Here is a 26,352-nt window from a genome sequence, read left to right on the forward strand (position 1 = left end):
ACTCACACATGGTAACGACCGATTTACTCGTTCAGTCGCTGCTCAACGGCCTCCTCCTCGGCGGAATCTACGCCGTCGCCGCGCTCGGGCTGTCGCTCGTGTTCGGCATCATGGACATCGTGAACCTCGCGCACGGCCACATGCTGATGGTCGGCGCGTACGTCGCCATCATCCTGTTCACGTCGCTGGGGCTCACGCCAATCGTCGGCATGGTCGTCGCGTTCGTCGTGTTGTTCGTCCTCGGGATGGCGCTCCAGCGCGTCGTCCTCGAACGCGTCGTCGGGGAAGGCATGGAACAACCAATCATCGTCCTGTTCGGGCTCGCGTTGATGCTCCAGAGCATCGGCCGCATCGCGTTCGGCGGGAACGCCCAGTCGACGGACATCGGCATCCCCGGGGACGCAATCGCGGTCGGCGCGGCGACGCTGTCGTTCCCGCGCGTGGTCACCTTCGTCTTCTCCATCGTGCTCATCCTCGGCACGTGGGCGTTCCTGAAGTACACGACCACCGGGCTCGCCATCCGCGCGACCGCGCAGAACAGCTCCGCCGCCCAGTACATGGGCGTCGACACGGACAACATCTACGTGCTCACGCTCGGCATCGGCACCGGGCTGGCGGGCGCCGCGGGCGCGCTCCTCTCGATGCTGTTCCCGTTCACGCCGTTCGTCGGCTGGACGTACCTCCTGAAGGCGTTCGCCGTGGTCGTCCTCGGCGGCGTCGGCAGCGTCGCCGGCACGCTCGTCGGCGGCCTCGTGCTCGGCGTCTCCGAGAACGTCGGCGTCCTCTACCTGGGCGGCGGCTTCCGGGACATCATCAGCTTCGGCATCTTCGTGCTGGTGTTGCTCGTGCGGCCGCACGGCCTGTTCGGCAGCTCCGGGGGTGGTGAGTGATGGTGTCGCTCACGAACCCCTTCGAGGAGCTGTTCGCCGACCGCCGCAGAGTCGCCGTCGCCGTCGTCGGCGTGCTCGCGCTCGCCGCGGTCCCCTACTCGACGACGGCGTTCGTCACGGACATCATCTTCACCGGGCTCGTCTTCGTGATGCTGGGCGTGTCGTGGAACCTCGTCGCGGGGTACGCCGGTCAGATTAGCCTCGGCCACCACGCGTTCTTCGGGCTGGGCGCGTTCGTCTCCGCGTGGCTGACCACGCCGACGCGCGCCGGCCTCCCCGAGTCGATTCAGTCACCGGCGCTGCTGGCTATCCTCGTCGGCGCGCTCGTCGCGGGCCTGCTGGCGCTCGTGCTCGGACCGCTGCTGTTCCGGCTGACCGGCCACTACTTCGCCATCGGCACGCTGGCGGTCGCCGCCATCATCCAACTGGTGTTGCTCGACCAGCGCCAGTTCAGCGGCGGGTCGTCGGGGTACCTGGTGGAGACCAGCCTCGAACCGGAGACGGTCTACCTGTTGATGCTGCTCGCGACCGTCGCGGCCATCCTCCTCACGTACGCCATCGTGAACAGCCGCTCCGGGCTCGGGATGCGCGCCGTCCACGACGACGAGGACGCCGCCAGCAGCCTCGGCGTCAACCCCCTGCGGTACAAGCTCATGTCGTTCGCCGTCGCCTCCGGGATGGCGGGGCTCGCGGGCGGGTTCTTCGCGCAGTTCTCGGGGTACATCAACGCGGACTCGACGCTGGGCGTCACCTACATGGTGGACACGCTCGTCGTGGTCGTCCTCGGCGGCATGGGGACGATGGCGGGGCCGCTGCTCGGCGCCGGCCTGTTCCTGACGCTGGACACGGTGCTCCGGCAGACGGCCGGCGAGTTCGCGACGACCATCGAGGGCGCGCTCATCATCGTCTTCGTCATCTTCGTGCCGGGCGGCCTCTACAAGCTCCTCTCGGAGCACTCGGTCGCGGACGTCCGGCGCGCGGTCACGGACCTCCGGAACGACGTCTCGGAGTTCCGCCGCGAGGTGCGCGAGGACGGCCTCCGCGAGGCGGTGTCGCGGCGGTTCGGCGACGACCGCAACCACGGCTCCGGGGAGTAATCGCACCTACTCGCCGCACCCGCTTCTGACCGCACCCGCTCGCTACACCTTCTTCTCGACCAACTGCCACGCGAACAGCGCCGAGCGGGTCGCTTCGCTGTCCGTTCGAACGGACAAGAGAGAATCGCGGCCGCGAGCCGCCGTCAGCCGCCGAGGTACGACGCCGCGACGCGGTCGTCGGTCGCCAGCTCCTCCGCGCTCCCCGAGAGATTCATCCGGCCGGATTCGAGGACGTAGCCGCGGTCGGCGATGCGGAGCGCGTTGTTCACGTCCTGTTCGACGAGCAGCACCGTCGTCCCCTCCTCGTTGATGCGCTCGATGGCGTCGAAGACGTCCTCGACGAGCACGGGCGCGAGCCCGAGGCTGGCCTCGTCGAGCAGGATGAGGTCCGGGTCGCTCATCAGCCCGCGGCCGATGGCCAGCATCTGCTGCTCGCCGCCCGACAGCGTCCCCGCCTTCTGTCCCTTCCGCTCTTCGAGGCGCGGGAATATCTCGTAGACGCGGTCGAGGCGCTCGCGCATCCCGTCACGGTTCGTGTACGCGCCCAAGCGGAGGTTCTCGCGGACGGTGCTGTCCGAGAAAATCTCGCGGCCCTCGGGGATGTGCGTGACGCCCTTGGGCACCACCTCGTCCTGCTGGAGGTGGCCGATGGACTCGCCCTTGAACGAGATGTCGCCCGCGCTGGGCGTGAGCGGGCCGCAGATGGTCTTCAGCACGGTCGTCTTCCCGGCGCCGTTCGCGCCCAGCAGCGCGACAGTCTCGCCCTCGGTCACGGAGAAGCTGACGTCCCAGACGACCTGCACGTCACCGTACGCGACGTCGATGCCGTCCACTTCGAGCAGGGTCATGCCCCACCGTACACGAGTCCTCCATAAAAGATTATCTCCGTCCGCGACCGGCCGTCGCGCGGCGGGCAGCGCCGCGGCGACTACTCCTGGCCGCCCTTCGTCACGTGGACGTCCTCGAAGCGCACGTCGCGCTCGGTGACGTCGACGACCATCCGGCCGACGTCCTCGATTTCGGCGTCGATGGTGTCGCCGTCAGAGAGCTCGCTGACGCCCTCGGGCGTGCCGGTGGTGATGACGTCGCCGGCCTCGATGGTCGCGCCCAGCGACGCGTACTCGACGATGTCCGCGCACGTGTACACCATGTCGCCGGTGTTCTCGTACTGCTTGCGGTCGCCGTTCAGCTCCAGTTCCATCTGGAGGTCCTGCGGGTCCTCGATCTCGTCGGCGGTGACGACCGCAGGCCCGATGACGGTGAACGTGTCGTAGGACTTCCGGTTCGAGCGGTCCTGGTCGCCGCGCACGGAGATGTCCAGCAGAATCGTGTACCCGAAGATGTGGTCCCACGCCTCGTCGGCGTCCACGTCTTTGACGTCGTCGCCCATCACGAACGCCAGTTCGATTTCGTGGTCGACGCGGCGGTCCGAGAACGGCAGTTCGACGCCGTGGTCGGGGCCGACGACGCTGGACGGCGCCTTCAGGAAGTAGCCCTTGTCCTCGATGCTGAACCACTCCTCGGTGGTGATGTCGCGGTCCGCCAGCGCCTCCTCGATGTGGTTCTCGTAGTTCAGCGGCGCCGCGATGACCTTCCCGGGGCGCTCGACGGGGGAGCCGAGTTCGACCTCCTCGCGGTCGTAGTCCGGCTCGGCGTCGGCGTACTCGCTGGCGTCGTAGTCGCCGTTGATGTACTCGACGAGCGGGTCGTCGGCGTCGATGTCGAGGCGGTCGGTGAGGTCGACGACGCCGTCGTCGTCGGTGAGCAAGCCCAGTCGGTCCTCGTTGAAGCGAACGAATCGCATGTGTCCTGATGGGGCGAGCACCCTCATAAATCATCGCGTTCGCCCAGCGCGCAGTCCGGGGCTGCCAGTTTCGCTGTCGATAATCGCGGTGAACGCTTATTACACATCATCACAGAGGAGTGACTAATCATGGCCTCACGACAGCGCGAACACGACGCGTCCGCCTCGCTGTACGACCCGCCGGACGACGCCAGCGAAGTCGAGCGGCTGCGCGACGAGCGGGACTTCTGGAAGCACCTCTTCGAGGACCTGACCGAGCGGTTCCCCGAGCCCGCGCTGGTCGTGGACGACGACGGCCGGGTCGCGCACTGGAACCGCGAGCAGGAGGACATCCAGAACACGCCCGCCGACGAGGTCCTCGGGGAGGTCGCTCACGACGTCATCGGCACCGACGACGTCACGGACACGCTCGCCGAGGAGGTCGTGCGCACCGAGGAAATCGTCAACGAGGACCGCGTGCGCTCCGGGACGAACGACGACGGCAGCCAGTGGCACGTCAGCGCCGCCGCGCTGCCGCTGTACGACCCCGACGGCGAGGTCGTCGGCTCCTTCGAGATGGTGTCTCGCGTGACCGACCTCGTGGAACAGCGCCGCGCCGTCGAGGACGCCCAAGAGCGAATCACCTCGGAGGTCGATTCGACGGTCGAGGAACTGCTGGACTCCTCGGAGGCGGTCGCACAGAACAGCCAGTTCATCGAGGAGACCGCCCGCGAGCAGGTGGAGTCGCTGGCGGAGGTCCGCAACGAGGTGGAGTCGCTGTCAGCGACCGTCGAGGAAATCGCCTCCCAGACGGACGAGGTCGACGAGCGCGCCGCGAACGTCGCGGAGAACGCGGCAGCCTCCGTGGACGCCACCGACGAGGCGCAGGCGCTCCTCGACGACGTCGAGGAGGCCGCGACGGACCTCGACGAGACGGCCGTCGAGTTGGACTCGCAGGTCGAGGAAATCGAGTCCGTGGTGGACGTCATCAGCGACATCGTCTCCCAGATTAATCTGCTCGCGCTGAACGCGAACATCGAGGCCGCGCGCACGAGCGGGAACAACGACGGGTTCGCGGTGGTCGCGGACGAAATCAAGGAGCTGGCCGACCAGTCGAAGGCCGAGGTGGACGCCATCGAGTCCACCATCGAGCGCGTGACCGACATCGTCGAGGAGACCACCGAGGGCGTCGAGCGCACGACGGAGGGCATCGAGGCGACCGTCGAGCGCGTGGAGACGATTCGCGAGCGACAGAGCGACATCCACACCGCCGCCGAGGAGACCGCCACGGGGATGGCCGAAATCGCGGAGGCGACCGACGAGCAGGCGGTCAGCGCCGAGGAGGTCACGACGATGCTCAACGACGCGCTGGACAGCCTCGGGGAGGTCGTGGACGAAATCGGGGAGCTGGCCGACGAGAACGACGAGCAGACGCAGTTGGCGCGCAGCGTCCGCGAGCGCGTCCACGACGTGGAAGCCGAACTGGACGCGACAATCGAGGACTAACGCCGAACTGGACGCGAAAAACCGCGGGGTCAGTCGTCGTGGCCCTGTCCCTTCTGGCCGGTCAGTTCCTCGGGGACGAGCCGGTAGCGCGGCTGGTCGGTAATCGGCTCGCCGTGGGGGAACAGGCTCGCGAACTGCGCGTTCTCGAACATCGTCTCGGTGACGTCGTCGGTGTCGTCGTCGGACACTTCCTCTAGGGGCCCGCGCGCGACGACGCTGCGCCAGTGGTGTTCGTCCTCGAAGTTGTACGTCGAGAACGTCGCGCGCTCAGTGGTGGCGGCGTAGTCGAGCTTCTCGCTGTCCTCCCCGAACTGGAGGAGGATGAAGTAGAGGTCGTCACCGTCCCACCCGAACGAGACGGGCATCCCGTAGGCGACGTTCTCGCTGGCCAGCGAGAGCACGCCGATGCCGCGCTGGCGGAGGAACTCGTCTCGCTCTGTCTCGTCCATGGCGACGCCCCGCAGGGTTCGTTCGCCGGTATCTGGTGCCTCCATGCGAACACGTTAGTCTACGGGCACAAAGAATCCCTGTGCGAATATGTTCGGGTTCTCCCCAGAGAGTCGATGGCTGTTCACTATTGGGTCGTCTCATCGAGCGGGGAAACATCTATACGCCAGTTCCACGTGGGTTGTAACACGATGAGCGGCTCAGAAGCTCAAGCAGACGTGCCCGTCGTCGTCGCCGGTGCGGGGCCGACCGGCATGACGGCCGCGCTCGCGTTGCACGCCCGAGGCGTCGACGTCACCATCCTCGAAGCCGACCCGAAGGACCGAGAGCGGCCCGGCAGCCGGGCCATCTACGTCCACAAGGACACGCTCCGCACGCTGGAGAACGCGTCCCCGGGGCTCGGCCACCGCCTCGTCGACAACGGGATGATCTGGTCGACGCGGCGGACGCTGTTCCGCGGGACGGAAGTGTTCGAGCGGACGTACTCGACGCCCGGCGGCGACGGCGATCTCCCGCACTTCACCAGCCTCCCGCAGGTCTGGACGGAGGAGTACATGCTCGACGCCGTCGAGGACGCCGGCATCGACGTCGTCTGGGGCGACGGCGTCGAGACCGTGGACGCCAGCGAGGACGTCGTGCGCGTGGAGACAGAGAGCGGCGAGGAGTATCACGCCGAGTACGTCGTCGGCGCGGACGGCGCCGGCTCGACGGTCCGCAAGGAGATCGGCGGCGAGTTCGACGGCACCGAGTCGGCGAACTCCTTCATCATCGCGGACATCGCGGAGTTCGAGGACGAGGACGAGCAGTTGTTCAAGGAGCGGGTGTTCCACTACGACCACCCGCGCGTGGACGGCCGGAACGTCCTGCTCGTGCCGTTCCAGGGCGGCTGGCGCGTGGACATCCAGTGCAAGGACAGCGACGACCCCCAGCGGCTCACCGAGGACGACGCCATCAGCGAGCTCGTCGCGGAGACGCTCGGGGAGGACTACCGCGACCGCGTGGAGTGGGTCTCCCAGTACAAGTTCAAGCAGGTCATCGCCGACCGGATGGTCGACGACCACGACCGCGTGCTGCTCGCGGGGGAGTCCGGCCACCTGTTCGCGCCGTTCGGCGCGCGCGGGATGAACTCCGGGGTGGCGGATGCCGAGGCCGCCGCCAGCGCCATCGCGGTCGCGCTGAACGCGGAGGTCGAGTCCGCGCGCGCCGCCGAGATCACGCAGTACGGCATCACGCGCCTCAAGGCCGCCGAGTACAACAAGAGCGCCGCCGGGCAGGCGCTGGAGTACCTGCAGGGCGACAGCTACGTCACGCGAGCGAAGAAGTACCTCGCGGCGAAGGCGGCGCCGTACTACGAGCCCGCCGGCGAGTGGCTCGACGACGCGCCGTACGGCCCCCACGGCGGGCCGCCGGTGACCATCGGGCAGTACTAGTCGAACCGACGCCGACGGCCACCACGCGCTCTCCCTCCGCGTAATCGTACGCCTGACGTCTTCTTCGTCGCTGTTCGCTGTAACTGAACGAATCTCGATTGTCGTGCCGGCGCCGGCCGGGCGACGAGACGGATACCCCAGATGAATCGCCGTACTCGCCGAGAGCAATCGGTAGCGGCTCAGTGAGGGTCGAGCCGAGCGCTTCAGTCGTCGTGCGAAGTCGATAATCATTTATCAGCCAGTTCGTTTCGTTCGCTCACGGAGAACGGAGTAGTAGCTGACTGTTTGTATCACGTGGTCAGATATAGCGGAATACTAGCTAACGAATTCAGCAAATTACCGTTCATTCGTGTACCAATTCTCCTGCTCCGTCGCCAAGCCCGGAACGCGGGGTGACTGCTCGCTCGTGAGACCGAACAACCGAAGCCTCGACCTTCGCGTGTATGGGACTCACTACCGCGGAACAGGCGCGAAAGATACGCCCCGGATGGAATCGAATAGAAAGACGAACTCGGTTCGTAGTTGTTCGCTATCACCGAACAGAAGTGGCTGTAACGCGAGAGAGTGAATTTGCCGCACAGTCTCAACTGAGACGATACACTAAGCCCGGAGTGTAATTCGACCGGCGGGCTGACGCGTGACGGGCGAAGTTCTGGCCTCGACCCGAAGGGGATAGCGGACGAGACAGCCGCAAGTGAAAATAACAACAGTAACAGTGTTATTTCTTCAGTCGTCGCAGTCACAGCCACCCGCGGTGAGTAGCTCCGAGACACCGTACTGGGACTGGCACTCGGTGCAGAGGATTTGGACGTCGACCATCACGCGGAACTCGCCGAGCGTCAGGCGGGACGTGTTCCGGAGGCCGTCGAGTTTCGTTTCGGTCACCGAGACCAGCCGCCCGCGGAGCTTCTGGACGGCGTCCGCGACGGTTTCCAGGCGGTCGCCGGTGTCGCGCTCGTACTCCGCGCCGCGGTAGTCCTTGAGGTAACTGCGCACCGCCTGATAGGTCACGAGGTCGCCGGTGAGGTCGTCGACGTCGATCCCCTCGCGTTCGAGGCGGCGCCGGAGCTGGGTCTGCTCGGCGGCACCGGTGTCGTCGCCAGTCAGCGAGCGAACGACGTCCGCCACCTCGGCCTCGGAGGGACGCATGCCGGCGTCGTAGAGGCGTTCCCGGACGAGTTCGCGATTGAACGTCGTCGCGAGGTCCCGTAGACTCCAGTGGTCGTCGCCCGTTGCCGTCCAGCGCGCCTCCAGCTCGGCGCCGACCCCGTCGAGGTCGTATTCGTCGAGGAGCCGCGCGACCTTGCTACGGCGGCCCGCGGTGTCGTGCTCTGCGTCGCCCATACCTGCGGTAGGAAACCCCGGACGGTTATACTTACGCCTGCGAGCCGGCCCCGACTTGTTCGGGCGGCGACCCCCTCAGAGGTTCGAGCCCGTGGAGCCGCCGTCGATCGGCACCGCGGCGCCGTTGACGTAGCCGGACTTCGGCGAGCTCAGGAACGCGACCGTGTTGCCGAGTTCCATCGGGTCACCGATGCGTTCGAGGGGGTTGTCCGCCCAGTCGGCCAGCCCTTCCTCGTAGCTGTCGTAGTCGCCGCGCTCGACCGCCTGGTCGACGAGTTCGCGGATGCGCGAGGTCTCGTGCGAGCCGGGAAGGACGGCGTTCGCGCGGACCTCTGGGGCGAACTCCTTCGAGAGCGTCTTTTCGAGGCCGATGACGCCCATACGGACGGAGTTCGACAGCACGAGGTCGTCGATGGCCTCCTTGACGCTGCGGGAGGTGATGGTGACGATGGTGCCGCCGTCGCCCTCGGTCAGGTACGGTTCGGCCTCGCGGGCGAGCCGGACGACGCTCATCACGAGCAGTTCGTACGCCTCGTACCAGTCCTCGTCGTCGGTGTCGAGGAACGCGCCCGACGGCGGGCCGCCGGCGCTGGTCACGAGGTGGTCGATGGTGCCGAACTCCTCGACGGTCGTCTCCACGAGCGCCTCGATGTCGTCTGCGTCCGTGAGGTCGCCGGGCTGGGCGACGACGTCGCCCTCCGCAACCTCGGCGATTTCGTCGCGCGCGTCCGCGAGTCGGTCCTCGTCGCGGCCGTTGACGACCACGTTCACGCCCTCGCGGGCGAGCGCCTTCGCGGAGGCCTTGCCGAGTCCACTCGAAGAGGCTGTCACGAGCGCCGCGTTGCCGTCGATTTCTAGGTCCATACGTCGTCCATCTGGAGCGGCGTCGGAAAGCGTTTTCCTACAGGCAAGCACCGACCCGGGAGGGCCGGCGTCCCAGTGGGGGGTTATTTGTCGGTGGAGTCGGTACCCCGGCGTATGCTGGACTACTTCGGCCTGGAAGCGGACCTCGGCGAGGAGGAGCGACTGCTCGTGGCGTCGGCGCGCGAGTTCGTCGACGGCGAAGTCGAGGACGTCGGCCAGCACTGGATCGACGGCACCTTCCCGACAGAGCTCATCCCGAAGATGGGCGAGATGGGGTTCTACGCGCCGAACCTCGACGGCTACGGCCTGCCGAACGTCAGCGAGAAGGCGTACGGCCTGCTGATGCAGGAGCTGGAGGCCTGCGACTCGGGACTGCGCTCGATGGCGAGCGTGCAGGGCGCGCTCGTGATGTACCCGATTCACGCGTTCGGCAGCGACGAGCAGAAGGAGGAGTGGCTGCCGAAACTCGGCACGGGCGAGGCCGTCGGCTGCTTCGGCCTCACTGAGCCCGAGCACGGCTCGAACCCCTCCGCGATGGAGACGCGCGCGGAGCGCGAGGGGGACGAGTACGTCTTGAACGGCTCGAAGACGTGGATTACGAACTCCCCGATTGCGGACGTCGCGGTCGTCTGGGCGAAAGACCACAGCGAAGACGGCGACCCCGTCCGGGGGTTCCTCGTGGAGACCGACCGGGACGGCGTCACGACGAACGAGATAGACGACAAGCTCAGCCTCCGCGCGTCCGTCACGGGCGAAATCAGCCTCCAGAACGTCCGAATCCCGAAGGAGAACCGGCTCCCGGGCGTGGAGGGGATGAAGGGGCCGCTGTCGTGTCTCACGCAGGCGCGGTTCGGCATCGCGTGGGGGGCGGTGGGGGCGGCCCGGGACTGCTTCGAGACCGCCCGCGAGTACGCCACCGAGCGCGAGCAGTTCGGGAAGCCAATCGGCGGCTTCCAGCTCCAGCAGGAGAAGCTCGCGGAGATGGCGACCCAGATTACGCTCGCACAGCTGCTCGCGCACCGCCTCGCGGACCTCAAGGAGCGCGGCGAGATGCGCCCCCAGCACGTCTCGATGGCCAAGCGCAACAACGTCCGGATGGCCCGCGAGCAGTCCCGGGTCGCCCGAGAGATGCTCGGCGGCAACGGCATCACCACCGACTACTCGCCGATGCGCCACCTGACCAACATGGAGACCGTCTACACGTACGAGGGCACGCACGACATCCACACGCTGATTCTCGGCGAAGACCTCACGGGCATCCCCGCGTACGAATGACGTAATTCTGGTGTTTCTCCGTTACTATATTTTATTCTATATATAGAAAGCGACGCGTTTCCGGGAGTTCATCGCGCCCGACGAGACCGACAGCCACAGATTTGGCCGCAACAGTTCAGCCGCGCGAATTGTACAATAGGTACCTGAGAAAGCTATTGCACTAATAAATACCCTCTACACGCCATTTCTATTTTCGGGAGCGTGGAAGTGAGCAGGTGCATTGGCGACGGGGACCGATAGCTGATAGCGGTAGCGAAGTGGCGTGAGACGAGCGAGTCTGCTCTGCACGCCGAATAACTACCATTTAGATAGGTAGTAAAGTAGAATGTTAATTCGTGCTGTGTGGTCGTGTTCCGTGAACGGACAGACGCGAACGGGTCCCTTGCTCCCTCGCAACCCCAATCTCGGCGTGAGAACTTCTATACCCCCGAGAACCAGCCATCGTTTTAATGAGGGTGGGTAGTGTGGCGGTCAGTAGGTATGTCCACCCAAGAACACCGCCTCGAAAGCACCGTCGCCGGCTTCACCGCAGTCGGGAAACTCCACTCGCTGAGCGTCTGGTTCATCCTCGCGTTGCGCCTGATGATGGGCGTCGCGTTCCTCTGGAGCGGCGCCGACAAGGTACTGTCCGGTAGTTTCAGCGCCGCCGGCTACCTCGTGAACGTCACGCCAGCCAGCCCGGCCTCAGAGCTGTTCGTCACGATGGGCGAGACCGCGTGGTTCGTCGACTTCGTGAACGTCGCCGTCCCGTGGGGCGAGGTCCTCATCGGCCTCGGCCTGCTCGTCGGCTGTCTCACGCGCCTCGCGGCGTTCTGGGGCGCGTTCATGATGCTGCTGTTCTACCTCGGGAACTGGGAGGTCAGCCACGGCTACATCAACGGCGACTTCGCGTACATGCTCGTGTTCCTCTCCGTGGCGGCGTTCGGCGCCGGCCGCATCCTCGGGCTGGACTCGTACATCGAGCAGTACGACGTCGGCGGCGAGGCGCTCGTCGAGCGCTACCCGTGGACGCGGTACTTCCTCGGCTAGAAAGAGCGGTTCGAGACCGCTACTGCGACTCTTTTGCGTGCTGCAGCGAGAAGACGAACCCGTAGTAGGCGACGACGCCGCTCGCGAGCGCGCCGTAGTACACCAGCTGTGGCGCGCCGAGCGCCTCGAACAGCAGCGTGACGACGATGACCCACGCGAACGCGAACGCGAGGTCGAACAGCATCCCGTCGTGGTGTTCGACGACGTGGTCGCGGACAGCGTCGAGCAGGCTCACGATTCGTCTTCCCCGTGGGCGTCGACGACCAACACCGGCAGCCGGGTGCGCCGGAGGACCTTCTCGGCGACACTGCCGAGCACGACCCGGGAGAGCCCGGAGCGGCCGTGGCTCCCCATCACGACGAGGTCGATGTCGTTGTCCTCGACGAACTTCCGGATGGCGCGTGCGGGCTCGCCGGCGGTGACGTGCTCCTCGACGGAGACGCCGTGTTCGGCGGCGACCTCGGCGACGTAGCCGGTGGCGTCGTCGGCTTCGGCTTTCACTTCGGGCATCTCGTCGAGTTTCCCGCGACGGATGCGTTCGACCTGTTCGGTGCCCAGCGCGAGGTTCGTCGCGTCGACGTCGAAGACGAACAACGCGTGGACGGTGGCGTCGTACTTCGCCGCGAGGTCGACCGCCTGGTCGACCGCCGCGCGCGACGTTTCGCTGCCGTCGGTCGGAACGAGGATGTTGTCGTACATTTAGTCGTCAGAGCTCACGACGTCTTCTGCGCTCTCCTGTTGGCTCATCGGCTCGGGGCTGTGGCACTGCCGGACGAGCTGCTTCGTTTCGAGGTCGGGCTCGGCGGTCACCATCGAGACGACGATGGTCACCGCGAACACGACCGGGACCGCGACGAGCGCGGAGCCGATGGCGGGCAGCCACTGCGCGAGCGTCGCGGAGACGATGCCGTCCGCGCCCGCGGCGCCGCTGAGCAGGCCGTAGTTCGGCCCGACCTCGTTTATCATCGGCACGATCCAGATGACGAGGCCGGTGGTCATGCCGGCGAGTGCGCCCTGACGGTTCGTGTTCTCCCACCAGAGCCCGAGGAAGAACATCGGGAACAGCACGGCGCCGGCCAGCGAGAACGCGTACGACACGAGCGCCGCGATAGGCGCGGCGGGGTCGAGCGCGGCCAGCGTCGTGATGACGCCGAGCGCGACGATGCTCAGCCGGCCGACCAGCACCTGCTGGCGCTGGGTCGCGTCCTCGTTGATGAGGTTCTTGTAGATGTCGTGGGAGATGGCCGACGACCCGGTGATGAACAGGCCGGCGGTGGTCGCGATGGCGGCCGCGATGCCGCCCGCGGCGACGAGGCCGACGAACCACGTCGGGAGGTTCGACAGCTGTGCGGCGAGCACGACGATGACGTCGCCCGCCGCGGTCGTCATGCCGGGGTCGCCGTAGACGGGACCGATGTTGTTCGCGTAGAGGTCGGTGCCGAACGCCGCGAACGCGGGCGACGCGAGGTACAGCAGGAGGATGAAGCCCAGCCCCCAGACCGTCGACCAGCGCGCGGTGCGCTCGCTCTCGACGGTGTAGAACCGCACGAGCACGTGCGGCAGGCCACACGTCCCCACGACGAGCGAGAACGCGGTGGCGATCCAGAGGTAGTAGCTCTCGTTGACGAACGGCTCGCTGAACTCCCTGCCGAGTTCCGCGAACAGCGCGCCGTACTCGACCTGCGGGAGAATCGTCGAGTAGCCGTTCGCGAACCCGACGACGTACAGGCCCGCGAGGAACGCGACGATGAGGATGACGTACTGGACGGCCATGTTCTTCGTCGCGCCGAGCATCCCCGACAGCGTCAGGTAGCCGACCGTGATGGTCATCATCAGCACGACCATCGACTGGTAGCCGGTGAGCCCGAGGATGCCGATGTCGCCGAAGATGTAGAGGCCGACCAGCCCCATGCCGCGGGCCTGTCCGATGGCGTACACGAACGCGATGAGGAAGGTAGTGAGCGCGGCGATGGCGCGGGCGGTGTCGGAGTTGAATCGGTCGCCGACGAAGTCGGGCGCCGTGTACTTCCCGAACCGCCGCATCTGCGCGGCCATGAAGATTAGCAGCACGAAGTAGCCGGTCGACCAGCCGACGATGAACGCCAGCCCGTAGAAGCCGGAGGTGGCGATGAGCGCGGCCATGCCGAGGTACGACGCGGCGGACATCCAGTTCGCGCCGATGGCCATGCCGTTCTCGACGTTCCCGATGGAGCGCCCGGCGACCCACATGCCCTCGGTGTCGGCGACCTTGAACACGAAGCCGATGACGAGGAACAACAGCAGCATCGCCGTCACGAGCACGGCGGGCAGCGCCTTGAACGAGACGTTCAGCCCCTCCGGGAGGAGGCCGGACTGGGCGACGGCGCTGTTCACGTACGGGAGCAGGGCGCTCATTCCGAGACCCCTCCGTCAGTCGCGTGGTCGATGCCGTACTTGTCGTCCAGGGCGTCGCGCTTTCGCGCGTACCAGAACGCCAGAATCAGCGCGCCGCCGGGCGCGCCGATGGAGACGAGGAAGTAGTGCAGCGGGAAGCCGATGACGGGCATCGTCGTCGTCATCACGTCCGGGGCGACCGCGGTCAGCGTCACCGGACCGAAGACGACGACCGCCCAGATGGCGAACCCCGTCCAGATGATGCGGAGGTGGTCCCGCATGAACGGCGTGCTCGGCCGCAGCAGGTTCACCTCCGAGGTGAGGTAGTCGGTGCTGTCCCCGGCTTGCGCGGCGCCGGCGACGGCGCCGCCGTCAGGTTCGGCGGGCGGTTCGTCCGTCGAATCGTGGGTGTCGTTGTCTGTCATAGTTAGTGGTCTGTGGTGTCGTTCCGTGGTGTGGCTGTGAAAAATCGGAGCGTGGCGTGGTTAGTCGTTCGAGACCTTCGATTGGATGTCCTCGACGACCTCCGGGTTCCGCAGCGTGGAGGTGTTGCCGAGGGTCTCGCCGTTGGCGATGTCTTCGAGGAGGCGGCGCATGATCTTCCCCGAGCGCGTCTTCGGGAGCTCGGTCGTGAACACGACTTCCTCCGGGCGCGCGATGGGGCCGATGGCGTCCTCGACACCGGCAATGATGCGCTCGCGGAGGTCCTCGTCTCCGTCGTAGCCGTCCTCGGTGATGACGTACGCGTAGACGGCTTCGCCTTTCAGCTCGTGGTCGCCGCCGACGACGGCGGCTTCCGCGACGCCCTCGACGCCGACGATGGCGGACTCGATTTCCATCGTACCGAGGCGGTGGCCGGAGACGTTGATGACGTCGTCCACGCGCCCCAGCAGCGTGACGTAGCCGTCCTCGTCCACGGTCGCGCCGTCCTCCGTGAAGTACGCCCAGTCGTACTCGGAGAGGTCCGGGTAGAGGGGGCGCTGCTCGGCGAACCAGCCGTCGTCCTCGACCATCGACAGCGGCATCCCCGGCCACGGGCTCGTGACGACGAGGTAGCCGGTCTCGCCCGGTTCCACGGGCTCGCCGTCGCCGTCCACGACCTTCGCGTCGATGCCCGGGAGCGGGCGGCCCGCAGAGCCCGGCTTCATGTCGTCGACGCCCGGGAGCGTAGTGACCATCATGCCGCCGGTCTCGGTCTGCCACCACGTGTCCACGACGGGGCACTCGCCGTTCCCGATGTGCTCGTGGTACCACTTCCACGCGCGCGGATTGATGGGTTCACCGACCGTCCCCAGCAGGCGCAGGCTGGAGAGGTCGTGGCTCGCGGGGTGTTCTTCCCCCCACTTCATGAACGCGCGAATCGCGGTCGGCGCGGTGTAGAAGACGTCCACCGCGTTGCGCTCGATGAGCTCCCAGACGCGGTCCTTCTCGGGGTGGTCGGGCGTCCCCTCGTAGAGCATCGTCGTCGAGCCGAGCGCGAGCGGGCCGTAGACGGTGTAGGAGTGGCCGGTAATCCAGCCGATGTCCGCCGAGCACCAGTGCGTGTCCTCCGGGCGGATGTCCAGCACGGCGTGGCTCGTCCACGCCGCGTGCGCGAGGTAGCCCCCCGTCGTGTGGCGGACGCCGGTGGGTTCGCCCGTGGTGCCGGACGTGTAGATGAGGAACAGCTGGTCGGTCGCGTCCCGCGGCACGGGCTCGACGGTCTCGCCGCGGTGGGCGGTGACGAGGTCGTCGTAGTCGTACTCGTCGGCGGCCAGCGGCGCGTCGTCGGCCGCGTCGGACGACTCGCCCCCGTCGCGGACGCCGAGGCGGTCCACGACGACGGTCGCCTCGATGCCGTCGTCGAGTGCGATGGCGGCGTTGTCGGCCTTGTTCTTCTGGTGGACGGGCGCGCCGCGGCGGTAGTAGCCGTCGCAGGTGACCAGATATTCGGAGTCGGCGTCGTCCATGCGCATCGCGAGCGCGTCCGCGGAGAACCCCGCGAACACGACGGAGTGCGGTGCGCCGATGCGCGCGCACGCCAGCATCGCGATGGGTAGTTCGGGGACGACGGGCATGTAGAGGGTGACGACGTCCTCCTCCTCGACGCCCAACTCCCGGAGCGCCGCGGCGAACTCGTTGACCTCCCGGTAGAGGTCCAGATACGAGTACGACCGGAACTCGCCGAGCCGCCCCTCCCACGTCAACGCCACCTGGTTCTTGCGCTCGTCGAGGTGGCGGTCCACGCAGTTGTAGCTCGCGTTCAGCGTCCCGCCGTCGAACCACCGGAACGGCGGGCCGTCCCCGCCGAGGACGGCGTCGTAGTCGTCGCTCCAGTCGAGGAGGTCGGCGGCACGCGACCAGCAGTCGGGCCACTCCCGCGCGAACTGCTCGCGGAGGTCGGGGTCGGTGACGTTCGCCTGCTCGGCGAACGACGCCGGCGGCTCGATGGCGTCACCGGTGACCGCGTGGTGCCACGACTCGTCGCCCGGCATCGGTTGGAACCTACGGCCTAGCGCGAATAAACGTTCGCCCTGCAGCAAGCCCGCGGGAGCGGCCTGTACACTTACCACGCCGGCGGCCGCAGGGCGCGTATGAGCATCGTCGCGGAAGTCACGGTGCCGGCTCGCTCCGTCGCGATGGCCGAGACCCTCGCCGCCGCCCCCGAGACAGTCGTGGAGATCGAGCGCGTCGTCGCGCACCCGGACGGCCGACTCACGCCGTACTTCTGGGTGCACGGCGACCTCGACGCCTTCGAGGCGGCGCTCGGCGACGACCCGACCGTCGACGAGGCGACGCGGCTGGACACCCACGAGTCGGAGGCGCTGTACCGCGCCGAGTGGCCGGTCGGCGTCGAGTCGGTGGCGAACGCGGTCGTCGAGACGGGCGGCACGCTCGTCTCCGCGACCGGCCAGCGGGGCAACTGGGAGCTCCACATCCGGTTCGAGGACCCCGGCCAGCTCCCGTCGTTCTCGACGTACTGTGAGCGCCACGACGTCGATTACGGCGTCCAGCGCGTCTATCGGTCGGAGGAGGCGGGCGCGCCCGACCGCTTCGGCGTCACCGAGAAGCAACGCGAGGCGCTGGTCGCCGCCCGCGACGCGGGGTTCTACGAGGTCCCGCCGGCGGCGACGATGGCGGAGGTCGCCGACGACCTCGGCATCAGCCAGCAGGCGCTCTCGAAGCGCCTGCGGCGCGGCCACGGCAACCTCGTCGGCGACGTCTTCGACGCGCCGGAACCGACCGAGGGCGAACCGACGACGAACTCGTGACCGCGCCAAATCAGGGACGCGCGACGGCCGACGGTACTTGAGTGGGTTGTATATACTAGGCGAGCGCTCATCGGTGGGAGCCGACTGCGTTCGGGTACGCGACGATGGACGACGACAGCGACACCGGCGGGTCACCCGACGTCATCGTAGGTTGTACGGACTGCAACAGCACGTACCCCGCACAGCGGGCCGGCGACGGCTTCCGCCCCATCGGCACGGACGGCACCTGCGACTGCGGGAACGACGAGTTCGAGCCTATCGACGCGGACTGAACGGCTCCCAGCTGGGAGCGCTCTTTTAGCGGCTCCCGAGAACGAGACCAGCCTAGAGGCCGGCGACGTCCTCGATGGCGTCGGTCAGCGCCTCGATGCTCTCGACGGTGTGCTCGCCCATGTGGCCGATGCGGAACGTCTCCCCGCCGAGCGTCGAGCCGTAGCCGTTCGAGAACGCCATGTCGTACTCCGCGGAGACCTCCTCGATGACCGCCGCGACGTCGAGGTTCTGGGTGTTCTCGATGCAGCTCACCGTCTGGGACTCGTAGCCCTCCTCGGGGAAGACATCGAAGTGCTCGTAGGCCCACTCGCGGGTGTACTCGGCCATCTCCCGGTGGCGCTGGTCGCGTGCGCGGTGGCCCTCGTCGAGCATGTGCTTCATCTGCTTGCGGTACGCGAGCATGACGGGAATCGCGGGCGTGGAGTGGGTCTGTCCCTTCCGGTCGTAGTAGTCCAGCGAGCGCTGGAAGCCGCCGTACCACGACGCCTCGTCTTTCTCCAGCTCGCGGTCGTAGGCGTCGTCGCTGACCACGCAGACCGCGAGTCCCGGCGGCATCGCGAACGCCTTCTGCGTGGACGCGAAGATGACGTCGATGTTGTGTTCGTCGATGTCCACGTAGTCGCCGCCCAGCGCGGAGACGGCGTCCACGACGAAGTACGTGTCCGGGTAGTCGGCGACGACGTCGCCGATTTCCTCGATGGGGTTGCGGACGCCCGTGGAACTCTCGTTCATCACGGTGGCGACGACGTCGTAGTGCTTGTCGCTGGACTCCAAGGCGTCCCGAATGTCGCCGGGCTTGACCGCCTCCCCCCAGTCGTACTCGAGGCGGTCGACGTCCTTCCCGAGCCGCTCGGCGACGTTCGCGTGGCGCTCGCTGAAGCTCCCGCAGGTCGGCACGAGGATGTTCTCGTCGACGAGGTTCAGCGTCGAGGCCTCCCAGAACTCCGTCCCGGAGGCGGTGAGGATGACGACGTCGTTGTCGGTGTCGAGGAACGTCTTCGTGTCCTCGACGATGGTCGTGTAGAGGTCGGTCATCCGGTCCATGCGGTGGCCGAACATCGGCTCGCACATCGCCTCCAGCACGTCGTCGCGGACTTCCGTCGGCCCCGGGATGTACAGCGTCTTGTCGTCGTAGTCGCCGGTGTACTCGCGTTTTTCGGTCATGGGAGCGGCTGAACAGCGACTCCTTCACAGCAACGCGGGATGTGTGTTTTGATAGAGTCGGTACTGGCCGGCGGTCGCCCCGCGAGCCACCGCAGTCCCGCGTTTCCCAGAAGGCTGGAATCGTACGCCCGTTTTCCGAGGGAGCCCGCCGTAGGGGGAAGTGAGGACGAACCACGCGAGACCACCCCGGACCCACCACGGACACCCCACTATGCCACCCAACACGACGCAGACGGCCGACGCCCCCACCGGTAGCATCGGCACCGAGCACCCGCCGCAGTCCGACGACCGGTTCCCCGTGCCGCCGGTGGAGTTCCGCGACGACGAGGACCGCCGCGTCTCGATTCACTCCGTCGGCGCCAGCGACTTCGACGTCTTGGCCGCGATGTACGACGACTTCGGGCCGGAGAGCCGCGCACAGCGCATCCCGCCCGCCGACGAGCGACGACGCCACGACTGGCTGGAGACGCTGCTCGCGGAGGGCTGGGACGTCGCCGCCTACCACGAGGGGCGGCCGGTCGGGCACGCGACGCTCGTCCCCATCGAGGGGTCGGCCGCCGAACTCGCCATCTTCGTCGCGCCCGGCTACCAGCTCGCCGGCATCGGCTCGCGGCTGCTGCGGACATTGCTGGGCTACGGGCGCGCGCACGGCGTCGAGCGCGTCTGGCTGACCGTCGACCGCACGAACCGCGTCGCGCTGAACCTCTACCGGTCGGTCGGGTTCGAGGCCGTCGGCGGCGGCGCGGAGCGCGAGATGGAAATCGAGCTCTAGGCGAGCTCGCGGACGACCAGCGAGATGCCGATGCCGGTCGCCAGCAGGACGAGCAGGTTGAACGCCGCGCGGAACAGCGAGCGGAACTCGGGGCCGATCCACTCGCCGATTGCGGCGTTCGCGCTCGTGTAGAACTGGAAGAGCGCGACGACCGCGAGCACGCTCAACACGAGCAGCGCTCCCCGGAGCAGGAGGTCGCGGACGTCGCGTCCGTCGGTGGCCGGTTCGTCGGTCGGCGCGGAGTCAGGTTCGTCGGTCATGAGCGTGTCCTCGAAGCGATGGCTGCGCCGATTGCGAGCGCGACGACCGCGAGCACGGGCCCGAACCCGGGGATGCCACCGCCGCTCGTCGCCCCGCCGTCGGCCGTCGGCTGTTGCTGGTCCCGTCCGCCCGTGCGCTCGAAGTCCTCGACGCGGAGGCCGACGTCGCGGACGGTCGTGTTGGCCTCGATGCGTTCCTGCGGGTCGAGGTTCGCCGCGCTGCGCGCCGCGTCCACGACGACGCCGCCCCGGCGCAGGACCGCGTCGAGGTAGTAGTTGTAGCCGGCCGGCACCGTGACCGTCGCGTTCGGGGCGACGGTCTCACCGGGCGCGAGTTCCGAGACCGAAATTGTCGTGCGTGCGGCGACGATGTTCGACTCGGCCTGCCGCACGATGAGTTCGACCGTGACCGGTCCGGTCGGCTCGGCGCCGCTGTTCGTGAGGTACGTCGAGACGTCCAGCGCCGTCCGGTTCGGGCCGGCGTCGGCGACCGCGTACTGAATCGACGGGAGCCCGGCGGCGAAGTCGTGGAACGCCGCGCGGCCGCCCGCCTGCACGGTGCCGACGCCGCGGACCGTCTTCGAGACCGTGCCGACCCGCTGGTCGTCGCTGTACAGCACCGTCTCGATGCGGTAGCCGCCCTCGCGGGCGACCGAGACGTTCACCTCGACGGGGACCTCCCGGTCGCCGGAGATTTCCTCGACGCCGACCTCCCGGGTGGCTTCGACGAGCCCGGAGTCGAGGTCGACCGCGCGCACGAGGACGGTGACGTTCTCGGAGGTGCCGCCGCGGTGCTGGAGGTACGACGTCACCCCGAGTGTGACCGTGCCGCCGGAGACGCCGTTGGTGGCAATCGTCACTTCCTGCACGTCGGCGTAGCCGGGGCGCGCGTCCTCGGGTTCGCCGTCGGCGAACACGCCGGGGACGGCGACCATCGCCGCTGTGGCGGCGACGAGTAACACGGCGATGCCGACGGCCAACACTCGCTCCCGACGCATAGCTGACAGTTTCACCCAACGCCGGCAAGGGCTTTGTGGTGGTTACGCGGTCGGCGCGAGCCCTTCGACTGCCTGCACGAGGTCGTCGTAGAGGTCCTCGGCCTGCTCGTCGTCGTAGTCGGTGTGGTACTCCTTGGGGACGCCGCGCTCGGCGAGGTTGACGTGGCGGTCCGGCGTGACGTCGTGCTGTTCGAGGCTCTTGCGCGCGCACTCCAGCGGACAGCCGTCGACGACGAGCATCGGCCGGCCGGAGGTCGCGGTGTTCACGAGCGGCGCGACGTCGCCGCCGACGCCCGCGATGCAGGACATCTCGGCGTGCTCTTCGCGGTCGAGCCTGACTGCGAGGTCGTTGGCCATCTGCGCGGCGCTCGAACAGCCCGAACACGAGTACACCAGCGGGAGGTCGTCGTAGTCGGTCATCACGCCCCCGTTCGCGGTTCCGCCCCGAAAGCCGTCCCCCGAAATTGTTCGCCTCCACCACGTCTGGGTGTGAGACGGCGAGACACACCGAGACAAAACTTATTGTACCGGCGCAAAATTGACGAATCGACAGCGGCTCGGAGCGGCCGAGTCCACACCGGGTGACACACCGATGATGACCACACTCCACGCACCGGACGCCCGCTCGAGTAGCGGGCCGTCCTGGGTCTCCGTGGGGTTCGTGGTCGCCGGCTACCGCCCGAACGCGCAGTCCGCGTCCACCCTCGCCGCGTGAAGCGGCACCGAACCCCCGGGGAGGACGCGGCTGCTGTGCCCGACTGCGACGGGACTGCGTCTTCTCCGCGGGTCGAGTGGTGAGCGCGGGCTGTCGCTCCCGACAGCCCGTGGACGCCGGCCTCGCCGGCGCCGAGTTCGACTCTCGGCGGGAGCCTATGGCAACTGCCAGCCAGCAGGTCCGCCTCGTCGCGGACCTCACGATGCACGTACCGCGCGACACCGCCGGCGACCTGGAGTGCGGCGCCGCGAGCGTCGTCGAAGGTGTCGATGCCGTCACCGGCGTCGAAGCGGTAGACGTCACCGACCTCCGGCCGCGCCTGAACGACCTCCAGATCGACGCGACGGTCACCGTCGCCGTGGAGACGCCCGCGGACGAGGACAGCGAAGCCGCGGCGCGAGCCGCGTTAGCAGACGGCTTCGGCGTCGATGCGGTCGAGCGCGTCCGCCTCGACCGCGCACAGGGCGGCGCGGAGACGCCCGTACTGGAGCACGGCTAACGGTAGTGCGGTTCGCTGTCCCGGCCCGGCACACCGGGGTCGTCGGCGAGCGCGTCCTCGCGTTCGTCCGGGAGGACGCCGGGGTCCGCGCTCCCGACCGCGCCCGGGTCCGTCTCCGTCAGCGAGTCGTGGAGCGTCGGGATGTCGTCGAGGCTCGGCCCCGCGTCCGGGTCCGGCCGAAGCACGGGCTGGGGGCGCGCGCCCCCCTCGCGGCTCTCCCCGCCGGTATCCTCGCCCGCGGCCTCGGCGTCGTCGAGTTTCGTCTCGATGCGGGCGACCGAGCGCTCGAACCCCACGGCCTCGTAGTGGTCGAGCGCGGCTTCGAGGTGCGCGAGGCGGTCGCCGTCGTCGTCGGCGACGATGGCGCGGCGCTCGTGGCGCTGGCCTTCGAGGTGGTCGCGCATCTCCGCGAACCGGTCGTCGGGCACGCCCTGCTCGCGGAGGTCGGCGAGCGCGTCGTCGAGGACTTCGACCGCGCGCTCGTGGTCGCCGGTCGTCGACAGCATATTCGACCGCACGACGGCGTGGCTGTACGTCGGCTCCCACGGGTCGAGGAACGAGTGTGACTCGGCGACCCCGCGGGCCGTCTCGAAGTGTTCGAGCGCGAGCGCGTGGTTGCGCTTGCTCCGGTGGCGGTGGGCGGCCGCGCGGGCGCGCTCGTAGTCGGCGTGGCCCGCGACCCACTCCAGGTCGATGGTGCGGGCGGCCGCGGCGGCGCCCTCGTGGAGGAGTTCGTCCGCGCGGGAGTCCGAGCGGCCGACCTCGCCCGTCCAGTAGAGCGCGTTCGCCAGCACGTACGCGAACGTCGGGAACGACTCGCTGGCGGCTGGGAGGACGGCGTCGCGCCACGCCGCGCCGCGGTCCCAGTAGTCGGCGCGCTCGGCGGCTGCCTTCGCGTCCGCGAAGTCGGCGTGGTCGGTGTTGGCGCCGCGGCGTGCGGCGGCTTGTTTCGCGTCGCGGACGCCGGCGGTGCGCGCGACCTGCGCGAGGTAGTGCGCGAGGAAGCGGCCGTCGCCGCGCTCGGCGAGCAGCGGCAGTTCGTAGCCGAGGTCCGCGAGGAACCGCTTCGTCTCGGCGGGCGTGTCGTGGGCGACGAACGTGGTGTCCGCGAGCGCGTCCAACACGTCCACGTCGCCGACGGCGTCCACCCCGTCCAGTCCCTCGACCAGCGCCTCGAACTCGTCGGCCGTCCCGACCGGCGGGCCGGCTGTGGTCGTCGCGGCGATGCGCACGAGGTCGTAGCGGGTCGCGTGGAGGTCGTCGGACGCTCCCTCACTCGCAGTGGCGAGTGTGTCCACGAGCGCGACGAACCCCTCGACGTCGAGGAACGGTCCACAGGCGAGCGCGAGCGCGACCGGGGAGTCAGCACCCGCGAGCAGGTCGTGGGCGGCCGCCGCGTCCCCGTCGATTGTGGCCGTGAGTCGGTCGTCGAACGTCGGGCCGGGGAGCCGGAGGGCCACGGTGGCGTCGCCGTTGCGGAGGCGGACTCGCGCGAGGCCGGCGCCGTCGGGGACGGTGACCCACAGGGTTCCGTCCTCCCACGCGGTGTCGCAATCGGACGCGTGGACGGTGGTGTCCGAGGCTGCCGGAACGGAGAGCGTGTAGCGCCGCTGGGGGTCGCCGTCGGCGAGTTCGTGGTCGCCGGCGACGCGCGTGACGGTCACGGTGCCGCCCGGAGCGGGGCGGGTCCAGCGGAAGCGCCGCGTCATTACGCCGCGGTAGGGGCCGGCGCGGCTTCAGGGCACGGATTCCACACCACACGTCCGCAATCCGAGTTACGCGTCCAGCAGTCGCCGGGCGCGGTCCGCGGCGGCCGACTCGAACGCGTCGCGGTCGATTGGCACGTCGTCGCCGTAGAGGCGCGCGTACTCCTCGCGTGCCAGCAGTTCCAGCACGCGCTCGACAGTTTCGTCGGCGCCGCCGGACGGGCTAGCGGCCTCGCGCGCTCGCCGGACGCGCTCGTCGGTGACGAACTGCTCGGCGAGGGTCGCGGGGTCGGCGTCGAACGCCACCGGTTCGGGCGGCGTCAGCGAGTCGGCGCGGAGGAGCGCGCGGTCGCCGGTCTTGTTCCGGACGAGCACGCCCGCCGCGGTGCCGTCGCGCCACGACGACGCGGGGACGGCGTAGTCCTCGGGGTCGAAGTCCGCACCCCGGACCTCTTTCGCGACGGCGGGCAGCGGCGTCAGTCCGAGGCGGTCGTAGAGTGTCTCTACCGCGTCCGGCGGCAGGAGTCGGTCGTCGCCGGCGTGGGAGACGTCGAAGCCGAGGAACCCCGGGAGCGACGCCCAGTCGTAGTCAAGGGGCTGTTGGCGGGTAGCGGTGCCGTAGAAGACGGCCGATTCGACGTCGTCGAGCGCCGCGCGGAGGGCGTCCCGGTCGAAGCGCTCGCGGACGTGCCGGACGGCGTGGCGGTAGCCCGGGGGCACGTCGTCGTGGTCGAAGACGCGGTCGGCGTCCCCGAAGCGGAGGAGGCCCGACTCGCGGAGCTGCACGCGGAGCGGGCCGCCACACGCCCACTCCTGAATCCAGAGGTGGCCGTCCAGCAGCGAGGGCGGGGCGTCCGCGACGGTCGGGAGCGACGGGAACGCGCGCATCTCGTGACGGTAGCGACTCCGCTGGCGTAAGCGTTCGGTCGGCGGCGTGGTATTCGTGGGGGACATTCGCACGACGTACGTCCACGGCCACCTAATCACTTAGGCATACATCCAAAGGGCGTACGGTAGCATTGTTGAGATGAGGTCTGGTCCGATGGCAAGCAAGAACGTCCAATCCGACGGCATCGTCGAACAGTGCGCCGAGTGCGGTCGCGAACAGCCACACGAGGTGTCCATCGACATCCTCACGGAGAGCGACGACGACCAGAACGCGGAGTTCTCCCGCGAGCCGTACCGGGTCGCGGAGTGCAAGGCCTGCGGGGCCACCAGCAAGACCCGGATGAACAACGCGTAACCGTGGCGTGCGCGACGCGAGCGGGGGCCGCCGCCCCGCCAGCCCGACTACTTTCGCCCGTCGGTGACCGTCACTGGCCGTAGGACCGGAACTTCTCCTCGACAGTCGCTAGCTGGTCCTCACTCAGTTCCGCGGGCGTCCCGTGCTGGCGCGCCTGCAAGTACACCCGGCAGAGGTTCTCCACGACGAACGTGTTCTCGACGGCAGAGGCGAGGTCGTCGCCGGTGACGACGAGGCCGTGATGAGCCAAGATGCAGGCCTTCGAGTCCGCGGCCTCCATCTCCTCGACGACCAGTTCCGCGAGGTCGTCGGTGCCGTACGGCGCGTAGTCCGCGACCGGCACCTTCCGCCCGACCGCCGTAATCATGTAGTGAATCGGCGGCAGCTCCTCGCCGAGCACCGCGAGCGTCGTCGCCCACGTCGAGTGCGTGTGGACGATGGCGCCCGCGTCCAGCCGCCGATAGATGCCGGTGTGCATCGGCACCTCGCTGGTCGGCTTCATGTCGCCGGCGACGACCTCGCCGTCCAGCGACACCACCGGGACGTCCGCGGGGTCGAACTCGTCGTAGGGGACGCCGGTCGGCGTCGCGGCGAACCGGTCGCCGCGGCGCACGCTCAGGTTCCCCGTGCGCCCGGGGGTCAGTTCCGCCAGCGTCGGTGCGTGGTCGACGACCGCGACGCGTTCGCGAGCGAGCATTACAGTACCACCTCTAAGACCTCGGCGAACGCATCAATCTGGTGGTCGGGCCGGCAGTGACCGGTCTCGTCGTCTGCCGTCTCGTTGAACAACACCGTCGTCAGCCCCACCGCGTTCCCGCCCTCCACGTCGGCTTCCACGTCGTCGCCCACCATCACGGTCTCGCTGGGCCGCCGGTCGAGTTTCGCGAGCGGCAGCGTGAACATGTCGCTGGCTGGCTTCTCGCGGCCCGTCTCCTCGGAGGTCAACACGAGGTCCACGTGCTCCTCGATGCCCAGCGCGTCGATTTTCTCCATCTGGATGCGCGTCGTGAGGTTGCTCACGATGGCGACGTCCACGCCCGCCGCCTGCAGTTCCGCGAGCGTCTCCCGCACGCCCTCGAACAGCTCCATCTCCTCGACGTACGTCTCCCAGTACGCGTCCCCGAGCGCGAGCGCGTCCCGCGAGCGGTGCGTACCGGTGTGAATCTCCAGCGCGCGCTTGAAGTAGAGGAACCGCTCGTGGGCCGACGCCGTCCCCGCGAGTTCGCGTTTCACCTCGCGGCGCCCCTCCATGTAGAGGTCGTCGAACGCCGCCCGCGAGAGGTCGTACCCCCGGTCGTTGGCGGCCTCCCACGCCGCCGCCTTCCCCGCCTCGTTGCACTCCGGATACGAGTACAGCGTGTCGTCGAGGTCGAAGAACACCGCCTCGTAGCTCATACCACCGCGTTCGCCCGAACCCGTGTTAGCAGTCACGG

The 26,352-nt window shown here is 68.3% G+C and carries 30 protein-coding genes; 12 read left to right on the forward strand and 18 right to left on the reverse strand.

Annotation, left to right across the window (positions count from 1 at the left end; genetic code table 11):
* Positions 1 to 8 precede the first annotated feature (8 nt).
* Positions 9 to 890 (forward strand): branched-chain amino acid ABC transporter permease, encoded by an 882-nt coding sequence (locus ABSL23_RS12005; RefSeq protein WP_059056868.1) that lies wholly within the window; start codon positions 9 to 11, stop codon positions 888 to 890.
* A complete protein-coding gene (locus ABSL23_RS12010; protein ID WP_353633887.1) occupies positions 890 to 1,987 on the forward strand; it encodes a branched-chain amino acid ABC transporter permease in 1,098 nt (365 codons plus the stop codon). The genes ABSL23_RS12005 and ABSL23_RS12010 overlap by 1 nt, the downstream gene beginning before the upstream one ends.
* Positions 1,988 to 2,130: 143 nt before the next feature.
* Here the strand turns inward: ABSL23_RS12010 and ABSL23_RS12015 are convergent, their stop codons facing one another.
* Together ABSL23_RS12015 and ABSL23_RS12020 are read right to left on the reverse strand one after the other, a co-directional pair.
* Complete coding sequence (locus ABSL23_RS12015; protein ID WP_353635382.1) at positions 2,131 to 2,829, reverse strand: ABC transporter ATP-binding protein; 699 nt, start codon at positions 2,827 to 2,829, stop codon at positions 2,131 to 2,133.
* An 86-nt stretch (positions 2,830 to 2,915) separates the two neighbouring features.
* Positions 2,916 to 3,791: a fumarylacetoacetate hydrolase family protein gene (locus ABSL23_RS12020; protein WP_353633888.1), complete on the reverse strand. Its 876-nt coding sequence runs from the start codon at positions 3,789 to 3,791 to the stop codon at positions 2,916 to 2,918.
* Positions 3,792 to 3,920: 129 nt separating this feature from the next.
* On the opposite strand from ABSL23_RS12020, the gene ABSL23_RS12025 reads away from it, so the two are divergent.
* The gene (locus ABSL23_RS12025) at positions 3,921 to 5,276 is read left to right on the forward strand and encodes a methyl-accepting chemotaxis protein (RefSeq protein ID WP_353633889.1); all 1,356 of its coding nucleotides are present in this window, start codon (positions 3,921 to 3,923) and stop codon (positions 5,274 to 5,276) included.
* Between the two features lie 29 nt (positions 5,277 to 5,305).
* Here the strand turns inward: ABSL23_RS12025 and ABSL23_RS12030 are convergent, their stop codons facing one another.
* Positions 5,306 to 5,770: a pyridoxamine 5'-phosphate oxidase family protein gene (locus ABSL23_RS12030; RefSeq protein WP_353633890.1), complete on the reverse strand. Its 465-nt coding sequence runs from the start codon at positions 5,768 to 5,770 to the stop codon at positions 5,306 to 5,308.
* Positions 5,771 to 5,914: 144 nt separating this feature from the next.
* Here ABSL23_RS12030 and ABSL23_RS12035 point away from each other — a divergent pair, with 144 nt between their 5' ends.
* Positions 5,915 to 7,153 carry an FAD-dependent monooxygenase gene (locus ABSL23_RS12035; RefSeq protein WP_353633891.1) on the forward strand — a complete coding sequence of 413 codons (1,239 nt, stop codon included), beginning with the start codon at positions 5,915 to 5,917 and terminating at the stop codon, positions 7,151 to 7,153.
* Between the two features lie 726 nt (positions 7,154 to 7,879).
* On the opposite strand, the gene rdfA is transcribed toward ABSL23_RS12035, so the two are convergent.
* Both rdfA and ABSL23_RS12045 read right to left on the reverse strand, forming a co-directional pair.
* A complete protein-coding gene (rdfA, locus tag ABSL23_RS12040; RefSeq protein WP_353633892.1) occupies positions 7,880 to 8,497 on the reverse strand; it encodes a rod-determining factor RdfA in 618 nt (205 codons plus the stop codon).
* Between the two features lie 75 nt (positions 8,498 to 8,572).
* A complete protein-coding gene (locus tag ABSL23_RS12045; RefSeq protein WP_353633893.1) occupies positions 8,573 to 9,361 on the reverse strand; it encodes an SDR family oxidoreductase in 789 nt (262 codons plus the stop codon).
* Between the two features lie 114 nt (positions 9,362 to 9,475).
* Here ABSL23_RS12045 and ABSL23_RS12050 point away from each other — a divergent pair, with 114 nt between their 5' ends.
* Both ABSL23_RS12050 and ABSL23_RS12055 read left to right on the forward strand, forming a co-directional pair.
* A complete protein-coding gene (locus ABSL23_RS12050) occupies positions 9,476 to 10,636 on the forward strand; it encodes an acyl-CoA dehydrogenase family protein (RefSeq protein ID WP_353633894.1) in 1,161 nt (386 codons plus the stop codon).
* Positions 10,637 to 11,116: 480 nt separating this feature from the next.
* Positions 11,117 to 11,665: a DoxX family protein gene (locus ABSL23_RS12055; protein WP_059056885.1), complete on the forward strand. Its 549-nt coding sequence runs from the start codon at positions 11,117 to 11,119 to the stop codon at positions 11,663 to 11,665.
* Between the two features lie 19 nt (positions 11,666 to 11,684).
* Here the strand turns inward: ABSL23_RS12055 and ABSL23_RS12060 are convergent, their stop codons facing one another.
* The 5 genes from ABSL23_RS12060 to acs are packed head-to-tail and all read right to left on the reverse strand — an operon-like array spanning position 11,685 to position 16,512.
* Positions 11,685 to 11,900: a hypothetical protein gene (locus tag ABSL23_RS12060; RefSeq protein ID WP_353633895.1), complete on the reverse strand. Its 216-nt coding sequence runs from the start codon at positions 11,898 to 11,900 to the stop codon at positions 11,685 to 11,687.
* Positions 11,897 to 12,364 carry a universal stress protein gene (locus ABSL23_RS12065; RefSeq protein WP_059056889.1) on the reverse strand — a complete coding sequence of 156 codons (468 nt, stop codon included), beginning with the start codon at positions 12,362 to 12,364 and terminating at the stop codon, positions 11,897 to 11,899. The genes ABSL23_RS12060 and ABSL23_RS12065 overlap by 4 nt, the downstream gene beginning before the upstream one ends.
* Positions 12,365 to 14,059 (reverse strand): cation acetate symporter, encoded by a 1,695-nt coding sequence (locus ABSL23_RS12070; protein WP_353633896.1) that lies wholly within the window; start codon positions 14,057 to 14,059, stop codon positions 12,365 to 12,367.
* Positions 14,056 to 14,463 (reverse strand): DUF4212 domain-containing protein, encoded by a 408-nt coding sequence (locus ABSL23_RS12075; protein ID WP_059056891.1) that lies wholly within the window; start codon positions 14,461 to 14,463, stop codon positions 14,056 to 14,058. Before ABSL23_RS12075 ends, ABSL23_RS12070 begins: the two co-directional genes overlap by 4 nt.
* A 60-nt stretch (positions 14,464 to 14,523) precedes the next feature.
* Positions 14,524 to 16,512: an acetate--CoA ligase gene (gene acs, locus ABSL23_RS12080; protein ID WP_353633897.1), complete on the reverse strand. Its 1,989-nt coding sequence runs from the start codon at positions 16,510 to 16,512 to the stop codon at positions 14,524 to 14,526.
* Between the two features lie 99 nt (positions 16,513 to 16,611).
* Here acs and ABSL23_RS12085 point away from each other — a divergent pair, with 99 nt between their 5' ends.
* Positions 16,612 to 17,289 carry a bacterio-opsin activator domain-containing protein gene (locus ABSL23_RS12085; protein ID WP_353633898.1) on the forward strand — a complete coding sequence of 226 codons (678 nt, stop codon included), beginning with the start codon at positions 16,612 to 16,614 and terminating at the stop codon, positions 17,287 to 17,289.
* 104 nt (positions 17,290 to 17,393) lie between these two features.
* Positions 17,394 to 17,561, forward strand: a complete 168-nt coding sequence (locus ABSL23_RS12090; RefSeq protein ID WP_353633899.1) for a hypothetical protein — start codon at positions 17,394 to 17,396, stop codon at positions 17,559 to 17,561.
* 52 nt (positions 17,562 to 17,613) lie between these two features.
* Here ABSL23_RS12090 and ABSL23_RS12095 read toward each other — a convergent pair whose 3' ends face one another.
* Entirely contained in the window at positions 17,614 to 18,726 is a 1,113-nt protein-coding gene (locus tag ABSL23_RS12095; protein WP_353633900.1) for an alanine--glyoxylate aminotransferase family protein, read from the reverse strand.
* A 211-nt stretch (positions 18,727 to 18,937) separates the two neighbouring features.
* On the opposite strand from ABSL23_RS12095, the gene ABSL23_RS12100 reads away from it, so the two are divergent.
* Positions 18,938 to 19,498 (forward strand): GNAT family N-acetyltransferase, encoded by a 561-nt coding sequence (locus ABSL23_RS12100; protein ID WP_353633901.1) that lies wholly within the window; start codon positions 18,938 to 18,940, stop codon positions 19,496 to 19,498.
* On the opposite strand, the gene ABSL23_RS12105 is transcribed toward ABSL23_RS12100, so the two are convergent.
* From ABSL23_RS12105 to ABSL23_RS12115, 3 genes are read right to left on the reverse strand one after another with little or no spacing between them, the layout of a single operon-like run.
* On the reverse strand, positions 19,495 to 19,758 hold the full coding sequence (locus ABSL23_RS12105; RefSeq protein ID WP_082687195.1) for a hypothetical protein: 264 nt from the start codon (positions 19,756 to 19,758) through the stop codon (positions 19,495 to 19,497). The genes ABSL23_RS12100 and ABSL23_RS12105 overlap by 4 nt on opposite strands.
* Entirely contained in the window at positions 19,755 to 20,756 is a 1,002-nt protein-coding gene (locus ABSL23_RS12110) for a hypothetical protein (protein WP_353633902.1), read from the reverse strand. The genes ABSL23_RS12105 and ABSL23_RS12110 overlap by 4 nt, the downstream gene beginning before the upstream one ends.
* Positions 20,757 to 20,798: 42 nt before the next feature.
* Positions 20,799 to 21,176, reverse strand: coding sequence for a putative zinc-binding protein (locus tag ABSL23_RS12115; protein WP_353633903.1), 378 nt, complete (start codon positions 21,174 to 21,176; stop codon positions 20,799 to 20,801).
* A 172-nt stretch (positions 21,177 to 21,348) separates the two neighbouring features.
* Here ABSL23_RS12115 and ABSL23_RS12120 point away from each other — a divergent pair, with 172 nt between their 5' ends.
* Positions 21,349 to 21,471, forward strand: a complete 123-nt coding sequence (locus ABSL23_RS12120; protein WP_256943824.1) for a hypothetical protein — start codon at positions 21,349 to 21,351, stop codon at positions 21,469 to 21,471.
* A gap of 157 nt (positions 21,472 to 21,628) precedes the next feature.
* The gene (locus tag ABSL23_RS12125) at positions 21,629 to 21,970 is read left to right on the forward strand and encodes a hypothetical protein (RefSeq protein WP_082687257.1); all 342 of its coding nucleotides are present in this window, start codon (positions 21,629 to 21,631) and stop codon (positions 21,968 to 21,970) included.
* On the opposite strand, the gene ABSL23_RS12130 is transcribed toward ABSL23_RS12125, so the two are convergent.
* The gene (locus tag ABSL23_RS12130; protein ID WP_353633904.1) at positions 21,967 to 23,679 is read right to left on the reverse strand and encodes a hypothetical protein; all 1,713 of its coding nucleotides are present in this window, start codon (positions 23,677 to 23,679) and stop codon (positions 21,967 to 21,969) included. The two genes, ABSL23_RS12125 and ABSL23_RS12130, sit on opposite strands and share 4 nt — an antisense overlap.
* 66 nt (positions 23,680 to 23,745) lie before the next feature.
* Entirely contained in the window at positions 23,746 to 24,564 is an 819-nt protein-coding gene (locus ABSL23_RS12135) for a hypothetical protein (RefSeq protein WP_353633905.1), read from the reverse strand.
* A 154-nt stretch (positions 24,565 to 24,718) separates the two neighbouring features.
* On the opposite strand from ABSL23_RS12135, the gene ABSL23_RS12140 reads away from it, so the two are divergent.
* Complete coding sequence (locus ABSL23_RS12140) at positions 24,719 to 24,919, forward strand: hypothetical protein (RefSeq protein ID WP_059056912.1); 201 nt, start codon at positions 24,719 to 24,721, stop codon at positions 24,917 to 24,919.
* A 70-nt stretch (positions 24,920 to 24,989) separates the two neighbouring features.
* Here the strand turns inward: ABSL23_RS12140 and ABSL23_RS12145 are convergent, their stop codons facing one another.
* Positions 24,990 to 25,616 (reverse strand): class II aldolase/adducin family protein, encoded by a 627-nt coding sequence (locus tag ABSL23_RS12145; RefSeq protein ID WP_353633906.1) that lies wholly within the window; start codon positions 25,614 to 25,616, stop codon positions 24,990 to 24,992.
* A complete protein-coding gene (locus ABSL23_RS12150) occupies positions 25,616 to 26,314 on the reverse strand; it encodes an HAD family hydrolase (RefSeq protein WP_353633907.1) in 699 nt (232 codons plus the stop codon). The genes ABSL23_RS12145 and ABSL23_RS12150 overlap by 1 nt, the downstream gene beginning before the upstream one ends.
* Between the last annotated feature and the right edge of the window lie 38 nt (positions 26,315 to 26,352).

It is taken from the genome of Halobacterium sp. NMX12-1 (genome assembly GCF_040435975.1).
Lineage (GTDB): Archaea > Halobacteriota > Halobacteria > Halobacteriales > Halobacteriaceae > Halobacterium > Halobacterium hubeiense.